The following is a 16790-nucleotide window of genomic DNA, read 5'->3' on the forward strand; positions in this document are numbered from 1 at the left end:
TCCCGACAACAGCCGCCTGAGCGGCAGGCAGATCCCATGGGTGTCTCCGAACCCTTCATCCGCCGTCCGATCGCGACCTCGCTGCTTGGCATCGCGCTGCTGATCGGCGGGCTGCTGGGCTATTTCGCGCTGCCGGTCTCGGCGCTGCCGCAGGTCGATTTCCCGACGGTGCAGGTGACGACGCAGCTTCCGGGCGCCAGCCCCGACGTGATCGCCTCGCTGATCACCGCGCCGCTGGAGCGGCAGCTCGGCCAGATCCCGTCGCTGTCGGCGATGAACTCGACGAGCTCGTTCGGCGTCAGCCAGATCTCGCTGCAGTTCGATCTCAATCGCGACATCGACGGTGCGACCCAGGACGTTCAGGCCGCGATCAACGCGGCGGCCGGCGTGCTGCCCAAGACGCTGCCTTATCCGCCGACCTACGCCAAGGTGAACCCGGCGGACGCACCGGTGATGACGCTGGCGCTGCGCTCCGACACCATCTCGCTGCGGGCGATGAGCGACATCGCCGACACGCTGCTGGCGCAGCGGCTAAGCCAGATCTCCGGCGTCGGGCGCGTCTCGGTGCTCGGCGGGCTGAAGCCGGCCGTTCGCATCCAGGCGGACCTTGCGCGCCTTGCAGCCTATGGCATCGCGATGGAGGATCTGCGCACCGCGATCGCCAACGCCAATGTGTCCGGGCCGAAAGGCTCGCTCGACGGTGCCCAGCAATCCTACATCATCGCCGCCAACGACCAGATCGCCGCCGCCGACGCCTACAAGCCTGTTATCATCGCCTACCGCAACGGCTCGCCGGTCACGATCGCCGACGTCGCGCAGATCGTCGACGGCCTCGAGAACGACCGTACCGGCGGCTGGTACCAGGGCACGCCGGCCGTCATCATCGACATCCAGCGCCAGCCCGGCGCCAACGTCATCGACGTCGTCAGCCAGATCCGGGCCGAGATTCCAAAGGTCCAGCGCGCCATTCCGGCCGGCGTCAACCTCACCATCGTCTCCGACCGCACCGTCACCATCCGCGCCTCGGTCCGCGACGTGCAGTTCACGCTGATCCTCAGCGTCGTGCTGGTGACGCTGGTGGTGCTGCTGTTCCTTCGCTCGCTGCGGGCCACGCTGATTGCCGGCGTGGCGCTGCCGCTGTCGCTGATCACCAGCTTCGGCATCATGTATTTCGCTGGCTTCAGCCTCGACAATCTGTCGCTGATGGCACTCACCATCGGCACCGGTTTCGTCGTCGACGACGCCATCGTGATGATCGAGAACATCGTCCGCCACATGGAGAACGGCGACAACGCGATGGAGGCCTCGCTGAAGGGCGCCAGCGAAATCGGCTTCACCGTGATCTCGCTGACGGTGTCGCTGATTGCCGTGTTCATCCCGCTGCTGTTCATGTCGGGCCTCGTCGGGCGCATGTTCCGCGAATTCGCGCTGACATTGACCATCGCGGTCGTAACTTCGGCCGTGGTCTCGCTGACGCTGACGCCGATGATGTGCTCGCGGCTGCTCAAGCACGCCCATGAGGAACTCGCGGTGCCGGGATTGGCCGCGATCAGCCGCTTCATCGACCGCACCGTTGAATTCTATCATCGCACGCTGCTTTGGGTGCTGGAGCGCCAGCGCGCCACACTGCTTGTGACCTTCGCCACGCTGGTGGCGACCCTCGTTCTCTACGTCGTCGCGCCAAAGGGCTTCCTGCCGCTTCAGGACACCGCCTCGATCACGGCGGTGACGGAGGCAGGGCCCGACGTCTCGTTCGCGGAGATGCAGAAGCGGCAGGCCGAGGTTGCCGACGCCATCAAGGCCGATCCTGACGTGGTCGGCGTCGTCTCCGTGATTGGCGCGGGATCGGTCAACCCGACCACCAACGTCGGGCGTCTCGTCATGACCTTGAAGCCGCGCGGCGAGCGGCGCGACGATGTCAGCCTGGTCATCACGCGGCTGAAGGAGAGGGTATCAGGCGTCCCCGGCATGACCGTCTATTTCCAGCCGGTGCAGGACGTGCAGATCTCGACCCAGTCGAGCCGCTCGCAATACCAGTACACGCTGACCGGGACCGACGCCGCGTTGGTGTCGGAATGGGCGCGCAAGCTGGTCGCGGAGATGCGGCGCGATCCGCTGTTCCGCGACGTCTCCTCGGAGGCGCAGGAGGGCGGCCTGCGGGCGCAACTGGACGTGGACCGGACCCGGGCCGGACAGCTCGGCGTCAGCCTCCAGGGCATCACCGACACCCTCAACGACGCGTTCGCGCAGCGGCAGATCTCGACCATTTACGGCCAGGCCAACCAGTATCGCGTGGTGCTGGAGGCCTTGCCGATGTACCAGCGCGATCCCTCGATCCTGTCAAAACTCTATCTGCCGGGCGCCGCGAGTAGCGTCGTGGGCGCACCCAGCGCCCAGGTGCCGCTCTCCGCGGTGGCGACGCTGAAGCGCACCACCGCGCCGCTCGCGATCTCGCACCAGGCGCAATTCCCGGCGATCTCGCTCAGCTTCAACCTCGCCCCGGGCGCCGCGCTCGGCGATGCCGTCCAAGCGGTAAAGACGATCGAAGCCCGGATCGAGATGCCCAACAGCATCGTCGGCGTCTATGCCGGCGACGCCGCCGAATTCGCCAAGGCGCTCGCCGGACAGCCCTGGCTGCTGCTCGCCGCCGTGATCACGATCTACATCGTGCTCGGCGTGCTCTACGAGAGCTACATCCACCCCATCACCATCCTGTCGACGCTGCCCTCGGCCGGTGTCGGCGCGATCCTGGCGCTGGTCCTGTGCGGGCAGGATCTCTCGGTGATCGGCCTGATCGGCATCATCCTGCTGATGGGCATCGTCAAGAAGAACGCGATCATGATGATCGACTTCGCGCTGGAGGCCGAGCGCGGGCAGGGGATGACGCCCAACGAAGCCATCGTGCAGGCGTGTCTGCTGCGCTTCCGGCCGATCATGATGACGACGCTGGCGGCACTGTTCGGTGCGCTGCCGCTGGCGATCGAGAGCGGCACCGGCGCCGAGCTGCGCTTTCCGCTCGGTATTTCCATCATCGGCGGCCTGCTGCTGAGCCAGCTGCTGACGCTCTACACCACGCCCGTGATCTACCTCGCGCTCGACCGTATCAACCGCCGCCTCGAGCAGGCGCTGCCGCCGGCCGAATCCGGCGGCCCGCCGGTCGCAGGCGCGACCGAGGGGATGCAGTGATGGCATCGATCTCGGAGCCCTTCATCCGCCGCCCGGTCGCGACCACGCTGCTGTCGATCGGATTGTTCCTGCTGGGTGTGGTGGCCTACGAGTTCCTTCCCGTCGCCTCGGTGCCGAACGTCGACTTTCCCGCGATCTTCGTCTCGGCCAGCCGGCCGGGTGCCGATCCGTCCGTGATGGCGGCGACGGTGGCCTCGCCGTTGGAGCGTCGGTTAGGCGAGATCGCCGGCATCAACCAGATCACCTCGACATCGTCGCTCGGCACGACCAACATCCAGCTCCAGTTCGACATCGGCCGCAATATCGACAAGGCCGCGCGCGACGTGCAGGCGGCGATCAACGCCGCGCTGATCGACCTGCCGAGCGACCTGCCGACGCTGCCGCGGTTCCGCAAGGCGAACACGGCCGGCGCCCCCGTCTTCGTGCTGGCGCTGACCTCGAAGACGCTGTCGGCCAGCGCGATCTACGACGTCGCCGATACCGTGCTCGCGCAGCGCATCTCGCAGGTACCGGGCGTCGGTGACGTGACGGTGAGCGGCGCCGATCAGCCCGCGGTGCGCGTGCAGCTCAACCCCGTCGCACTGTCCAACGCCGGCATCGCCACCGACGACGTCAGGACCGCGATCATCAACGCCAACCCGCTCGGTCCCGTCGGCATCTTCAACGGAGAGCGCCAGAGCGAGACGCTGTCCCTCAACAAGCAGATGCGCACCGCGAAAGAGTTCCGCGACATCGTCATCAAGAGCTCGAACGGCAATTTCGTCCGGCTGTCCGACGTCGCCGACATCGAGGACTCCGTCCGCAATGCCCGTTCCATCGCCTGGTTCAACAAGCAGCCGGCGGTGCTGATCCAGATCACCAAGCAGGGCGACGCCAACGTCATCGACACCGTCGACCGGGTGAAGGCGCTGATCCCGGCGCTGAAGCAATGGATCCCGGCGGGCGTCGACATTTCCACCCTGGTTGACCGCACCAGCACGATCCGCGCCAGCGTGCTCGACATGCAGTGGACGCTGCTGGCGACCGCCGTCCTCGTGATGGTCGTGGTGTTCGTGTTCCTGCGGCGGCTGACGCCGACGATCGCGGCCGGCATCTCGGTGCCGCTGGCGCTGGCCGGCACTTGCGCCGGCATGTGGGTCGCGGGCTTCTCGATCGACAATCTGTCGCTGATGGCGCTGGCGATCTCCGTTGGTTTCGTGGTCGACGACGCCATCGTCATGATCGAGAACATGTACCGCAATCTCGAGCACGGCATGCGGCCGCTCCAGGCGGCCCTGGAAGGGGCCCGGCAGATCGGCTTCACCGTGGTCTCGATCAGCCTGTCGCTGATCGCGGCCTTCACGCCGCTGATCTTCATGGACGGCATCGTCGGCCGTCTGTTGCGCGAATTCTCGCTGACGCTGACCTTCGCGATCCTGGTCTCGACGCTGGTGTCGCTGACGGTCACGCCGATGATCTGCGCTCACTACATCCGGCAGGCCACATCCGGGAGCGCAACACTGTTCGACCGGATCATCGAAGGTTCGCTGTCGCGCATCGTCGCCTTCTACGCCCGTAGCTTGCGCAACGTTCTGCAATATCCGCTGCTGACGCTGCTGGTGTTCTTCGCCACCATCGCGCTGACGGTGACGCTCTACATCAAGGTCCCCAAGGGCTATTTCCCGACCGACGATTCCGGCTTCGTCATCGGCGCGACGCGCGCCTCGGCCGACATCTCGTTCCAGTCCATGCTGGGCCTCCAGCAACGGCTCGCCGACATCGTGATGCAGGATCCGGCCGTGGCCGGCATCGGCTCCACCGTCGGCAGCGGAGGCGGGGGCCCGGGCGCGGCGACCTCGAACCGCGGCACCATGTTCATCAGCCTGAAGCCGCCGGAGGAGCGCGACCACGTCTCGACGCAGGTCGTGATCGACCGTCTCAGGCGCGCCCTCTACCCGGTACCCGGCATCCGCCTCTTCATGTTCGCCGCCCAGGATGTCCGCGCTGGCGGGCGGCAAAGCGATTCCGACTACCAGTACACGCTGACGAGCACCGATCTCGGCCTGCTCCAGAAGTGGGCGCCGATCGTGGCCAAGCGCATGGAGAGCGTCGAGGGCATCACCGATATTTCCAGCGACCGCGATCCCGGCGGACTTCAACTGACCTTGTCGATCGACCGCCAGAAAGCCTCGGCGCTCGGCGTCAAGGTCCAGGACATCGACAACGCGCTCAACAACGCGTTCTCGCAGCGGCAGATCGGGATCATCTACACCCAGCGCAACCAGTACATGACCGTGCTGGAGATCGACCCGAAATTCCAGGTCGACCCGTCCAACCTCGATCGCATCTATGTCGCAGGCGCGGGCGACGCGCAGGTGCCGCTGTCGGCCGTGGTGCATGCGACGCGCGGGCTCGCTGCGCTGGCCGTCTATCATTCGCAGGCGTTTCCCTCGACCACTGTGTCGTTCAACCTGTTGCCGGACGTGCCGCTGCAGACCGCCACCCAGAACGTCCAGCGGGCGGTCGAGGAGCTGCATATGCCGGAAGGCATCCGCGGCAGCTTCGACGGCAATGCCGGTGATTTCGCCAAGACCAGCGGCCGCCAGCCCCTGCTGATCCTCGGCGCGCTGGTGGCGATGTATATCGTGCTCGGCGTGCTCTATGAGAGCCTTGCCCATCCGCTGACGATCATCTCCACGCTGCCCTCGGCCGGGCTCGGCGCGCTGCTCGCCTTGCAACTGACCAACACGCCGCTGACCGTGATCGCCTTCGTCGGCATCATCCTGTTGATCGGCATCGTCAAGAAGAACGGCATCATGATGGTGGACTTCGCGCTCGATGCCGAGCGCCAGCGCGGCCTGTCCTCGGCCGAGGCGATCTTCGAGGCTTGCCAGGCGCGCTTCCGCCCGATCCTGATGACGACCATGGCGGCGCTGTTCGCGGGCATTCCGTTGGTGATCGCGACCGGACCCGGCACGGAGCTGCGCCGTCCGCTCGGCATCACCATCATCGGCGGCCTGTTCGTCTCGCAGATCCTGACGCTCTATACGACGCCGGTGATCTACCTCCTGATCGACCGCCTGCGCCGCCGCTCCGAGCCGCGCCCGCTGGCCACGCCGGCTGAATAGGCGGGTTGTTGAACGCCTGCGCAAAGCGTATAGCGGCGGCCATGTCGAACCCCACCGCCGCCGCGCCGGCCGAACCGATCCCCGAATGCCCGCACTGCCAGAAGCCGATGCCGCTGTGCATCTGCGACAGCGTCACGCCGATTGAAAACCGGCTCTCGCTCCTGATCCTGCAGCATCCGCAGGAGCAGGACAGGGCGCTCGGCACCGCGCGGCTGCTGGCGAAGCATTTCGAAGATGCCACGGTGCGGGTCGGCCTGTCCTGGCCGAGCCTGTCCAAGGCGCTGGGGCACCCGGTCGAGAACGCCTCGCACTGGGCCGTGCTCTATCTCGGCTCGGCACGCGCCGCCGATCTCGAAGCCGAGGGCGAGATCCTGGCGCTCAACCGCAAGGGCGAGGTCGCGGACAACCAGCGCGCGCTCCTCGGCAAGCTCGAAGGCGTGGTGCTGCTCGACGGCACCTGGAGCCAGGCCAAGGCGCTGTGGTGGCGCAATCCCTGGATGCTGAAATGCCAGCGCGTCATCCTCAACCCGGCGCACCCCTCGCGCTACGGTCGCCTGCGCAAGGAGCCGCGCAAGGACGGGCTGTCGACCATCGAGGCGGCTGCAACGATCCTGGCCCGTCTTGAGAAGCGCCCCGACATCGCGGAGACGCTGAACGCCAGCTTTGAACGGCTGTTAACACGCTACCGCGAGGTGCAGGCCGAGATGCCGGAATTGGCGCCGAAACCGGCTCCGAAGGGCCGCCGGCGCGACTTCCGGCGCGGCAAGCGAGCCTGACTTCGGCCCACATCATCCGTACGGTTGATTGCTCCGTGCAAGGCGGCCGGATAGACACCATCGGCCGGTGAGCTGTGGTCTGCTATCCTGCCGCAGCATCGGAAAGCCGGAAGCGGAAGGGGCAGTCGAATTCAGCTCGCGGCGAAGGAAATCCTTGCACAGGCGGCGCGGCCCGATCGATGGGGCACGCTCGCGCTGATGGACATTTCGCTGCGCTACCGGCGCACCGTGATCGGCCCGCTCTGGATCACGCTGACCCTCGCAGCAACCATCGCCAGCGTCGGCACGGTCTACGCCGCACTATTCAAGCAGGACATCGCCGGCTTCCTGCCGCACTTTGCCGTCGGCCTGATCGTCTGGACTTTGATCGCAACGACGCTTCAGGAGGGCTCCAACATCTTCGTGGCGTCGGGCCATTTGATCAAGGCAGTGCCGGCGCCGCTGATCGTGCATGTCCTGCAAATGATCGCGCGCAACGTCCTCATCTTCGCGCATCATCTGGTGATCGTCGTGCTGATCTATGTCGTGATGCCGTGGCCGCTGCATGGGAGCATGCTGCTGGCGGTGCCCGGCTTTGCGATCCTGCTCGTCGTTCTCATCAGTGGCTCGGTCGCGCTCGGCATGCTGTGCGCGCGCTTTCGCGACATCGGCTCGGCAATCGTCAGCGGCCTGCAATTCGTCTTCTTCCTGACGCCGATCATCTGGACCGAGGACGCCGTGCGCGGCACCGCGTTCCAGTGGCTGATCCGCGCCAATCCATTCGCGACGCTGCTCGATCTCGTGCGCAGGCCGCTGTTGTCGCAGCCGACCGATCCGGAGAATTGGCTGCTCGGGATCATCTATGCCACCGTCGTGGCCGTCATCGGCCTCGGCTGCTACGCGAGATACCGCCATCGTGTGGCGTATTGGCTTTGAGGCACGCATGAGCCTTGCTGCCCACATCGTCCTGCGCAACGTCTCCGTGACTTTTCCGGTGCTGTCGTTCCGCGACCGCTCGCTGCGCAGCCGCTTCGTCAGCGCCGTGACGCTGCGCCGGACGGCGGCGGTGCCGCACATCGTCACCGCGCTCAATGACGTCAGCCTCGACATCCGCGCCGGCGACCGCGTCGCCATTGTCGGCGCCAATGGCGCCGGCAAGACCACGCTGCTGCGGGTTCTGGCCGGCATCTATTATCCGACCGCGGGCAGCGTGGATGTGCTCGGCCGCTGCCTGTCCCTGTTCGACCTGTCGGCCGGCTTCGACGAGGAGGCGACCGGCTACGAGAACATCATGCGGCGCGGGCTCGTGATCGGCGCGCGGCGTTCCGAGATCGACGCGCGCCGCGCCGAGATCGCCGAGTTCACCGGGCTCGGCGACCGGCTCGATTTGCCGCTGCGCACCTATTCCAGCGGCATGATGCTGCGCCTGATCTTTGCGGTCGCAACCGCTGTCGAGGGCGAGATCGTGCTGCTCGACGAATGGATCGGCGTCGGCGACCAGCAATTCCGCAAGAAGGCGCGGCAGCGGCTCGACGAGATCGTCGCGCGCGCCGGCATCCTGGTGCTGGCCTCGCACGACATCGAGCTGATCCAGAGCACCTGCAACCGTGCGATCCTGCTGGAGGAGGGGCGGATCGCCGCGGTTGGCGCGGCCGACGCGATTCTTGCGAAATATCTCGTAGGCCCCGGCGGTGCGAAGGCGTAAACGCCCGGTCGCGGGGTTGCCTAACCCATTGATCCCCTATATTGGTCCGCCCTTACGGGGCCACGTGGCGGAGTGGTTACGCAACGGTCTGCAAAACCGTGTACACCAGTTCAATTCTGGTCGTGGCCTCCATCAACAAGCTTCTGAATTTCCAGCATAAATTCGATTGCAGCGCGAGCTCCATAGAGCGCGTCAGCGAGGTCTGCCGCCCCTTCCACACCGGGTTTGCCCGGGGCTTGGCGGCAACCCGCGATTCAGGCCCGCTGGCATAGAGTTCGCATCAGCGAAGTGATGCATTCCCCAACGATCGAGCGCTGGAGAGCACGTGAGCGAAATCGTCCGATTTGTCCCGAAATCCGAGCTGGAGCGGGCTCGCCTCATTCGCGAGGCCCGCGCGATCTATGACAGCATCTTCCCGCCGGCCGCACCCGACCGGGCGCCGCAGGACGGCGAGGATCGCGTCAAGACGTGATCGCGGTGCGCCGGGGTTCGGCGCAGGGACAATAGCAAGGCCCTATAGCAAGACGCCCGCGAGGCGGGCGCTTGGTTTCAAGGTGAAAGTGGCCTCAGCAGGCCGCGTACCAACCGTCCGGAAACGGCAGGAGGGGCCAGGCGCCCTCATTGTCATTGGCGGCCTTGGGCGTTGCGGCGTACGACCACGAGCGGGGCACGAATTCCTCCTCCGGCAAGGACGCGAAGTCTTCATTGACCATGGCGTCCCGGACGGCATCCAGCAGCAAGTTGAATTCGGCTTCGCTCATCGCACCCTCGCAGATCGCGGATGGCGCAATGTCGCAAAGCCGGTTTGTTACCCGATTGAGCGGATCGTTCGCATTTTAACGATCCGGCGATCGGGTCCCGTTTGGTTAGCGATTTCTAAAAAGCCCCCCAGAAATCCCCTCGGGAACCTATGGTCCCGCTGGCCGGCCCCAATGTGAAAGAGATCACATTCCCCGGGATTTATTTCTCCTACCCCTTTGACCAGCACCGGCCAGCAAGGGCCGGGGGCGGGCAGGGCAAACAGGAGGCTAGTCATGAAGGCGAGGTTCTTGCGGTTTGCGGGTGTGACGAGCCGGGCGCGCCGCGCCTCGACGGTCGGGCTGTTCCTGGCCCTGTTTGCGACCGCCGCCAACGCCCAGCAGGGAACGCCGGAGCAGCGCCGGGCCTGCACGCCCGACGTCTACCGGCTCTGCGCCGGCGAGATTCCCAACGTCCGCGCCATCACGGCCTGCCTGCGGCGTAACCGGCCAAGCTTGAGCGAGGCTTGCCGCACCGTGTTCGACCAGGCCGGCGGCTGACATACCGGACCTGTGGGTTTGTGCGCAGCAAGTGGCTCGTGCGGGCTCGCGAATCCGGCATAGTCGGCCTGTGGATATGCTGCGGACAGGCTGTGGAGTGCTGTGGATACCGGCCGCAGATGCGTCGGCCTAGCGGCGTATCTCCGTCAGCAAACGTCATATCTCTGTCAAGTAACGACACCAGGTGATTCTCGGATCGCGCAGATTGCCGCGAGAGACGAGACTATTTGGTTCTCCCGAATTCGGATTCCCGCACCGGCTGCACTCCGTGCCACGAACAGTTTTTGTGCAGCCGCTTGCCCAAATCGCGGGCCCCCTCCATCCAATTTTTTGTACGCCCGCGGACAAGCTTTCCCCGACGCACTCCACCTAGGCTCGCTCCCGAGATCTGGAACATGGCCCATGCCATGGCAATTCAAAGGAGCGGGACGATGGAGAGACGGGTATTGCCCCAGGCGCGGGGGATGTCGCGCGCGTTGCCATGGCGCAAGATCGCGCTCGGCGCCACCGTTGCCTTCGGCTTCGTCGCCGCAGCACCGCTAAGCGCACAGGCCGCAGCGCCTGCGACCTGTGCCGCGCTCCAGGACAAATATCCGGACTGGAAGGGCAAGACCCTCGTCAACGCCATCAACCCGCACACGCCGGGCTATGAGACCATCGATCCGAAGGATCCCAGTAAGTATATCGGCTTCGACATCGATCTCGGCGAAGCCATCGGCGAATGCCTCGGCTTCAAGCTGACCTACAAGCCGGTGACGTTCGCGGCTCTCCTGACCACGCTCGCCGCGGGACAAGCCGACATCGTCATCTCCGACATCTACGCCACCAAGGAGCGCGCCAAGGCCGCCGACTTCATCACCTATTCAAAGGTGTTCGACGGCGTGCTGGTCGCCAAGGGCAATCCGAAGGGCATCAACGGCATCAACATGTCGATGTGCGGCGCGGCGGCCGCCGAGAACACCGGCTATGTCGAAGTGCCCCTGATCCAGGCGCTGATCCCGGAATGCAAGAAGGCGGGCAAGGCCGAGCCGACCATCCAGCTCTATGACAACAACGCCAACTGCATCCAGGCGATCCTCGCCGGCCGCGCCGACACCTATGTCAACGACGTCAACACCGTCGACAGCGCCGTAAAAGCCTATCCGGACAAGCTGGAGAAGGCGATCGCGGTGACGATCCCGTATTCGGTCGGCATCGCCGTTCCCAAGGACAAGCCGAAATTCCGCGACGCCGTGATGGCCGCGCTGATCGAGGTGCAGAAGGCCGGCACGCACATGGAGCTTCTGAAGAAGCACGGGCTCGATGTGAACAACTTCAAGGAGCCCGACATTCTGACGGCTGACTGATGTCGCTGTTCCTCCACTATTTGAGCATGCCGTATCTGCTCGAGGGCATCGAGCTCACCCTCGAGGTGACCGCCCTCGGGCTCGGCGGCGGATTGATCCTCGGATTGATCCTTGCCGGCATGCAGCTCTCGCGCTTCTGGCTCCTGGCGGCGATCGCCAGGGCCTATACCGTGATCTTCCGCGGCACGCCGCTGATCCTCCAGATGGTGTTCGCCTACGACGCGCTGCCGCATATCGGCATCAAGCTGCCGGCCGTGCTGGCGGCCGGTCTCGCGCTCGCCTGCAACGAGGCGCCGTTCATCGCGGAGATGCTGCGCGCCGGCGTGCTCGGCGTCGACCGCGGGCAGGTCACGGCCGGCCAGGCGCTCGGCATGACGCCCCGGATCCTGATGTGGCGGGTGATCGCGCCGCAGGCGATCCGCACCATGATCCCGGCCTTCGGCAACGAGGCCGTCAGCGCGCTGAAGAATTCCTCGCTCGCGTCCGTCGTCGCGGTCCAGGAGCTGACCTTGCGCTCGACCCAGCTGGCGTCATCGACCTTCGACTTCTTCTCGATCTTCTTCGCCTCGGGCCTGCTCTATCTCGTGCTGACTTTCGCCATCAGCGTCATTCAGCTGTTCGTCGAATGGCTGCTCGATCTTGATCGCGCCAAGGGCCGCCAGCGCAAGCTCGCGGATTATCTGCCCTGGCGCCGCGTCGACCTCGGCACAAAGCTCGAACTTGCCGAGGTGACGGCGAATGATCCGGAGCCAGTGCAGGCCGAGCCCGTTGCAACGCCGCCGCTAGCGCTAACGCGTGAGGAGCGCGCCCGCCGCGCCGCGACGATCGCGCGCAACAACATCGCGGTCGAAACGAAGGACCTCGCCAAGAGCTACGGCCCGCAAAAGGTACTCGACGGCCTCGACCTGACGGTGCGCGTCGGCGAGGTGGTAGCGCTGCTCGGTCCCAGCGGCTCCGGCAAGAGCACGCTGCTCCGCTGCATCAACCATCTCGAAAGCTGGGAGGCCGGCGCCGTGCGCGTCGGCGGACGACGCCTCGGCTTCGGCGAGAACGGCAAGCCGCTATCGCCCCGCGACCTCGCCAATGAGCGCGCCAGCGTCGGCGTCGGCATGGTGTTCCAGCAGTTCAATCTGTTCGCCCATTTGTCGGCGAAGGAGAACATCGCCGGTCCCTTGCGCTGGGTCCACGGCATGACTCGGGTAGATGCGGACCGACGCGCTGCAGAGCTGCTAGATCGTGTCGGGCTGTCGCATCGCGCCGACGCGTTGCCGCGTCATCTCTCCGGCGGCCAGCAGCAGCGCGTCGCCATTGCCCGCGCACTCGCGCCGAACCCGAGCGTGCTGCTGCTGGACGAGCCAACCTCGGCGCTAGATCCCGAACTCGTCAACGAGGTCCTTGAGGTGATCCGTCGCCTCGCGATCGACGACGGCCTCACCATGATCATCTCGACGCATCAGATCCGCTTCGCCGACGAAGTGGCCGACCGCGTCGCATTCCTGAGCGGCGGCGCGATCATCGAGGAGGGGCCGGCGCACGAGGTGCTCTCCAATCCACGCAATCCGCTGACGGCACGTTTCCTCAGCGTGATGGAAGCCGACAAGACTCCGGAGGCGGTGCGATGAGCGCTGTCTCCACCAGGTTCAAGACCGCGTTCCCCGAAGAGGCCATCTCATGAAGCATTTCACGCTGCCGGTTTCGCCAAAGACCGTCCACTGGGGCTACTTCTCCAAGAAGGTGGCTCCGGCCCTGACGCTGCGCTCCGGGGATCGCGCCACCATCGAGACGCTCACCCATCACGCCAATGACGATTACGAACGCATGATCCAGGGCGATCCCGGTGCCGAGAGCGTGTTCCAGTGGACCCGCGAACACAAGGCGGTGGCGCGGCGCGGCTCGGGCCCGACGGAAGGTCCTTTCATCCGCGGCGCAGGTGAGGGGGTCGGCGTGCATCTCCTCACTGGTCCCGTGGCGATCGAGGGCGCCGAGCCCGGCGACATTCTCGAAGTGCGCATCCTCGACGTCCGGCCGCGGCCGAGCTGCAGTGCCTGCCATGCCGGCCGCTGCTTCGGCTCCAACGTCGCGGCGAACTGGGGCTTTCACTATCACGATCTGATCGAGGAGCCGAAGCCGCGCGAGGTCGTCACCATCTTCGAACTCGACACCTCGGGCGAGCCCTATGCGAAGGCGGTCTACAATTACGTCTGGACGCCGCAGACCGACCCCGACGGCATCGTGCATCCGACCATCGATTATCCCGGCGTCCGCGTCGATCACGCCACCATCAGGAAGCGCGAGAACATTCTCGCAAGCGTCAAGGTGCCGGCGCGTCTGCATTTCGGCACCATGGGGCTCGCGCCTTCCGAGGCCGACTTCGTCAGCTCGATCCCGCCGAGCTATACCGGCGGCAACATCGACGACTGGCGTATCGGCAAGGGCGCGCGGATGTTCTATCCGGTCGCGGTTCCCGGCGCCTATTTCTCGGTCGGCGATCCCCATGCCGCGCAAGGCGACAGCGAGCTCGGCGGCACCGCGATCGAGACCTCGCTGACCGGCGATTTCGAGTTCATCCTGCACAAGAAAGCTGATCTAGCCGGCACCAATCTGGAGGGCCTCGACCATCCGATGCTGGAGACCGATCAGGCCTGGTCGTTCTACGGCTTCACCTATCCGAACTATCTCGCCGCGCTCGGGGCCGACGCACAAACCGAGATTGCCAACCACTCGAGCCTCGACCGTGCGATGCGCGATGCGTTCAGAAAGCTCCGGCGGTTCCTGATGACCGTGCACGGCCTCAGCGAGGACGAGGCGATCTCGCTTCTGTCGGTCGGCGCCGATTTCGGCGTCACCCAGGTGGTCGACGCCAACTGGGGCGTCCACGGCACGATCCGCAAGAACATTTTCCGGTGCGACTAATGCATTGATGCGTATTTGATATTCGGGATGAACGCGTGAGGGAGAACCCGCATCTGCAGCCCGTCGCTGCGACGGATGACCGCGTGCGTCTGGCACAGAGGTTGCTTCGATCGACCGCAATCTGGGTTGATCCGATGAGCTTCCGTCCCTTCACGAGCGAGTCCTACGCGCAAGACGACCGCCCCGAAGCCTGGCGGGACGTGCTGGCTGCGGTCGGCTTGCAGCCGGCTGGCGGCCACAGCTTCTTCGACGGTCACGCGACGGCATCGCATCGCCACGCCGCGGGCGTTGCGCTGACGCGCATGGCCGCAGGCGCGCAAACCGTTGGCCCTCGTGCGCACGGGAATGAAGACCTTCCAATCGCGCTGATGCCGGTAGAGGACGGCATGGTGCTCAAGAGCGCCGGCGGCCATCGCATCGTTCCTGTCGGCCATCTCGTGCTGCTGCCGCGTAGCGGCGACTGGAGCATCGTGTTCCAGCGCGACATGCGCGCAATCGTGCTGTCAGTCACCTCGGAAGCGCTGCACGGACGCCTCTCGGGCAAGCCGCGCCTCGGTGAGCCCCGCGTCGTTTCGCCGAGTGGTTTTGCCGACGTGTTCGCGCGCCTGCTCGATGCGACCGCGCGCACGCTGGACAGCTTGAGCGACGCCGAATGGAATTCGATCGCGCAGTCGCTGGTTGATCTGCTCCTGACGCTTGCACATCAACTGGCAGCTTCGGCTTCCGATGCCGGATCGAGCGCGACGCAGGCCGCGCTGCTGCACCGGATCTGCCAGACCATCGAGCGCCGCCTCGACGATCCCGATCTGGTGCCGGCGCGCGTCGCGCAGGCTGAGGGGATCTCCGAGCGCTACTTGCAAAAGCTGTTCGAGACGGTCGGCGACAACTTTACTCACTACGTTCGCGAGCGGCGGCTTCAGCGCGCCTGGGCCGATTTGTCCAATCCGACCGAGGCGCATCGCTCGATCTCCGAAATCGCCTATGCCTACGGCTTTGGCGATTCCGCACATTTCAGCCGTGCCTTCCGCCATCGCTTCGGCTTGCCGCCGCGCGAGTTTCGCCAGCAGGAGGCAGAGCGGGCGACCGCACAGCACGGCATTGCCGGCCAGCGCGGCTGGCCTCAGGAGGCGCTGGCACAGCTTCGTGCGTACCAGACGGGTACGGAAACACGCGGCGCCGTCATGCGCGCCGACGCAGAAGGACCGGCAACAGCAGAACGCAGGCACCATCACCTCCCGGTCGAGGCCAGCCGCGTGCATTGGGGCTATTTCAGCCGCTCATTGCCGCCGCAGATCGAGATCGCCTCGGGCGACACCATCACCATCGAAACGCTGACACAGCACGCCTCCGACGCTCCGGACTTGATGATCGCTGGCGATGCCGGCGCGGAAAGCGTGTTCGGCTGGAGCAGGGACAAGAAGAACGTTGATCGCCGTGGCGCAGGGCCAATGGATGCCAGCGTGTTCGGCCGTGGTGCAGGCGAGGGGTTTGGCGTTCACATCTGCACGGGACCCGTGGCGGTGAAGGATGCCCAGCCCGGGGACGTGCTGGAGGTCCGCATCCTCGACATCGTGCCGCGGGCGAGCCGGCATCCGAACCACGCGGGCCGCGTCTTCGGCTCGTCGGTCGCAGCTTGGTGGGGTTATCACTACAACGAGTTTCTCGGCGGTCCGAAGCCGCGCGAGATCGTCACGATCTACGAGATTTTTGACGACCCCGAAGAGCCGCACGCCCGTGCGCTGTATTCCTATCGCTGGGAGCCGCAGACCGATCCATTCGGCGTCGTGCACAGCACTTACGACTATCCAGGTGTCCCGGTCGCACCGGCCACGATCAAGCGCCGGCATGCCGTGCTCGACGGCGTCCGTATTCCGCTGCGGCCGCATTTCGGCGTCATCGCGGTCGCGCCGCGCGAGGTCGATTTCGTCGACTCCGTGCCGCCATCCTATTTCGGCGGTAATCTCGACAATTGGCGGCTGGGGAAGGGGTCCACCGTCTATCTTCCGGTCTCGGTGCCTGGCGCGCTGCTGTCGGTCGGCGACTCCCACGCAACGCAGGGCGACGGCGAACTCAGCGGCACCGCGATCGAATGCTCGATGACCGGCACGTTCGAAGTCATCCTGCACAAGAAGGCCGATCTCGCCGGCCGGCCGTTTGCCGATCTATCCTATCCCCTGATCGAGACCGAGACCGACTGGGTGCTGACCGGCTTCAGCCACCCCAACTACCTCGCCGAGTTCGGCGCGCAAGGCCAGAGCGAGGTCTACGCAAAATCATCGCTCGACCTCGCCATGAAGGATGCGTTCCGCAAGATGCGGCGCTTCCTGATGAACGTGAGGGGCCTCAGCGAGGACGAGGCCATCGCGCTGATGTCGGCCGCGGTCGATTTCGGCGTCACTCAGGTCGTCGACGGCAATTGGGGGGTGCACGCCATCCTCAGCAAGCGCCTGTTTCAGGACGCGCCTTAACAAGGATAGCTC

Annotated in this window: 12 protein-coding genes and 1 tRNA gene; 12 read left to right on the plus strand and 1 reads right to left on the minus strand. The window is 65.6% G+C overall.

Annotated features, from left to right (window positions below; genetic code table 11):
* The first annotated feature begins 36 nt into the window (after positions 1-36).
* From NLM25_RS23095 to NLM25_RS23125, 7 genes are all read left to right on the plus strand, one after another.
* A complete protein-coding gene (locus NLM25_RS23095; RefSeq protein WP_254138514.1) occupies positions 37-3186 on the plus strand; it encodes an efflux RND transporter permease subunit in 3150 nt (1049 codons plus the stop codon).
* On the plus strand, positions 3186-6293 hold the full coding sequence (locus NLM25_RS23100) for an efflux RND transporter permease subunit (RefSeq protein WP_254138515.1): 3108 nt from the start codon (positions 3186-3188) through the stop codon (positions 6291-6293). Before NLM25_RS23095 ends, NLM25_RS23100 begins: the two co-directional genes overlap by 1 nt.
* 41 nt (positions 6294-6334) lie before the next feature.
* Positions 6335-7069, plus strand: a complete 735-nt coding sequence (locus NLM25_RS23105) for a tRNA-uridine aminocarboxypropyltransferase (RefSeq protein ID WP_254138516.1) — start codon at positions 6335-6337, stop codon at positions 7067-7069.
* Between the two features lie 198 nt (positions 7070-7267).
* A complete protein-coding gene (locus NLM25_RS23110; RefSeq protein WP_254138517.1) occupies positions 7268-7984 on the plus strand; it encodes an ABC transporter permease in 717 nt (238 codons plus the stop codon).
* Between the two features lie 7 nt (positions 7985-7991).
* On the plus strand, positions 7992-8753 hold the full coding sequence (locus tag NLM25_RS23115; protein ID WP_254138518.1) for an ABC transporter ATP-binding protein: 762 nt from the start codon (positions 7992-7994) through the stop codon (positions 8751-8753).
* 58 nt (positions 8754-8811) lie between these two features.
* Positions 8812-8885 (plus strand) — tRNA-Cys (locus tag NLM25_RS23120).
* A 193-nt stretch (positions 8886-9078) separates the two neighbouring features.
* Positions 9079-9225 carry a hypothetical protein gene (locus NLM25_RS23125; protein ID WP_254119323.1) on the plus strand — a complete coding sequence of 49 codons (147 nt, stop codon included), beginning with the start codon at positions 9079-9081 and terminating at the stop codon, positions 9223-9225.
* Between the two features lie 94 nt (positions 9226-9319).
* Here the strand turns inward: NLM25_RS23125 and NLM25_RS23130 are convergent, their stop codons facing one another.
* The gene (locus NLM25_RS23130; RefSeq protein WP_254138519.1) at positions 9320-9514 is read right to left on the minus strand and encodes a hypothetical protein; all 195 of its coding nucleotides are present in this window, start codon (positions 9512-9514) and stop codon (positions 9320-9322) included.
* Between the two features lie 273 nt (positions 9515-9787).
* Here NLM25_RS23130 and NLM25_RS23135 point away from each other — a divergent pair, with 273 nt between their 5' ends.
* From NLM25_RS23135 to NLM25_RS23155, 5 genes are all read left to right on the plus strand, one after another.
* Positions 9788-10051, plus strand: a complete 264-nt coding sequence (locus NLM25_RS23135; protein WP_254119326.1) for a hypothetical protein — start codon at positions 9788-9790, stop codon at positions 10049-10051.
* A 464-nt stretch (positions 10052-10515) separates the two neighbouring features.
* The gene (locus NLM25_RS23140; RefSeq protein ID WP_375167887.1) at positions 10516-11397 is read left to right on the plus strand and encodes an ABC transporter substrate-binding protein; all 882 of its coding nucleotides are present in this window, start codon (positions 10516-10518) and stop codon (positions 11395-11397) included.
* Positions 11397-13019 (plus strand): amino acid ABC transporter permease/ATP-binding protein, encoded by a 1623-nt coding sequence (locus tag NLM25_RS23145; protein ID WP_254138521.1) that lies wholly within the window; start codon positions 11397-11399, stop codon positions 13017-13019. The genes NLM25_RS23140 and NLM25_RS23145 overlap by 1 nt, the downstream gene beginning before the upstream one ends.
* A 49-nt stretch (positions 13020-13068) precedes the next feature.
* A complete protein-coding gene (locus tag NLM25_RS23150; RefSeq protein ID WP_254138522.1) occupies positions 13069-14310 on the plus strand; it encodes an acetamidase/formamidase family protein in 1242 nt (413 codons plus the stop codon).
* A 134-nt stretch (positions 14311-14444) separates the two neighbouring features.
* On the plus strand, positions 14445-16778 hold the full coding sequence (locus tag NLM25_RS23155; RefSeq protein WP_254138523.1) for an acetamidase/formamidase family protein: 2334 nt from the start codon (positions 14445-14447) through the stop codon (positions 16776-16778).
* Positions 16779-16790 lie beyond the last annotated feature (12 nt).

Source organism: Bradyrhizobium sp. CCGB01 (genome assembly GCF_024199795.1).
GTDB lineage: Bacteria > Pseudomonadota > Alphaproteobacteria > Rhizobiales > Xanthobacteraceae > Bradyrhizobium.

Bases quoted from the DNA above. Each gene is read 5' to 3' on its own strand.
- NLM25_RS23155 (WP_254138523.1), top strand. From the start codon at position 14,445: ATGAGCTTCCGTCCCTTCACGAGCGAGTCCTACGCGCAAGACGACCGC.
- NLM25_RS23145 (WP_254138521.1), top strand. From the start codon at position 11,397: ATGTCGCTGTTCCTCCACTATTTGAGCATGCCGTATCTGCTCGAGGGC.
- NLM25_RS23150 (WP_254138522.1), top strand. From the start codon at position 13,069: ATGAAGCATTTCACGCTGCCGGTTTCGCCAAAGACCGTCCACTGGGGC.
- NLM25_RS23135 (WP_254119326.1), top strand. From the start codon at position 9,788: ATGAAGGCGAGGTTCTTGCGGTTTGCGGGTGTGACGAGCCGGGCGCGC.
- NLM25_RS23140 (WP_375167887.1), top strand. From the start codon at position 10,516: ATGTCGCGCGCGTTGCCATGGCGCAAGATCGCGCTCGGCGCCACCGTT.
- NLM25_RS23095 (WP_254138514.1), top strand. From the start codon at position 37: ATGGGTGTCTCCGAACCCTTCATCCGCCGTCCGATCGCGACCTCGCTG.
- NLM25_RS23100 (WP_254138515.1), top strand. From the start codon at position 3,186: ATGGCATCGATCTCGGAGCCCTTCATCCGCCGCCCGGTCGCGACCACG.
- NLM25_RS23115 (WP_254138518.1), top strand. From the start codon at position 7,992: ATGAGCCTTGCTGCCCACATCGTCCTGCGCAACGTCTCCGTGACTTTT.
- NLM25_RS23105 (WP_254138516.1), top strand. From the start codon at position 6,335: ATGTCGAACCCCACCGCCGCCGCGCCGGCCGAACCGATCCCCGAATGC.
- NLM25_RS23130 (WP_254138519.1), bottom strand. From the start codon at position 9,514: ATGAGCGAAGCCGAATTCAACTTGCTGCTGGATGCCGTCCGGGACGCC.
- NLM25_RS23110 (WP_254138517.1), top strand. From the start codon at position 7,268: ATGGACATTTCGCTGCGCTACCGGCGCACCGTGATCGGCCCGCTCTGG.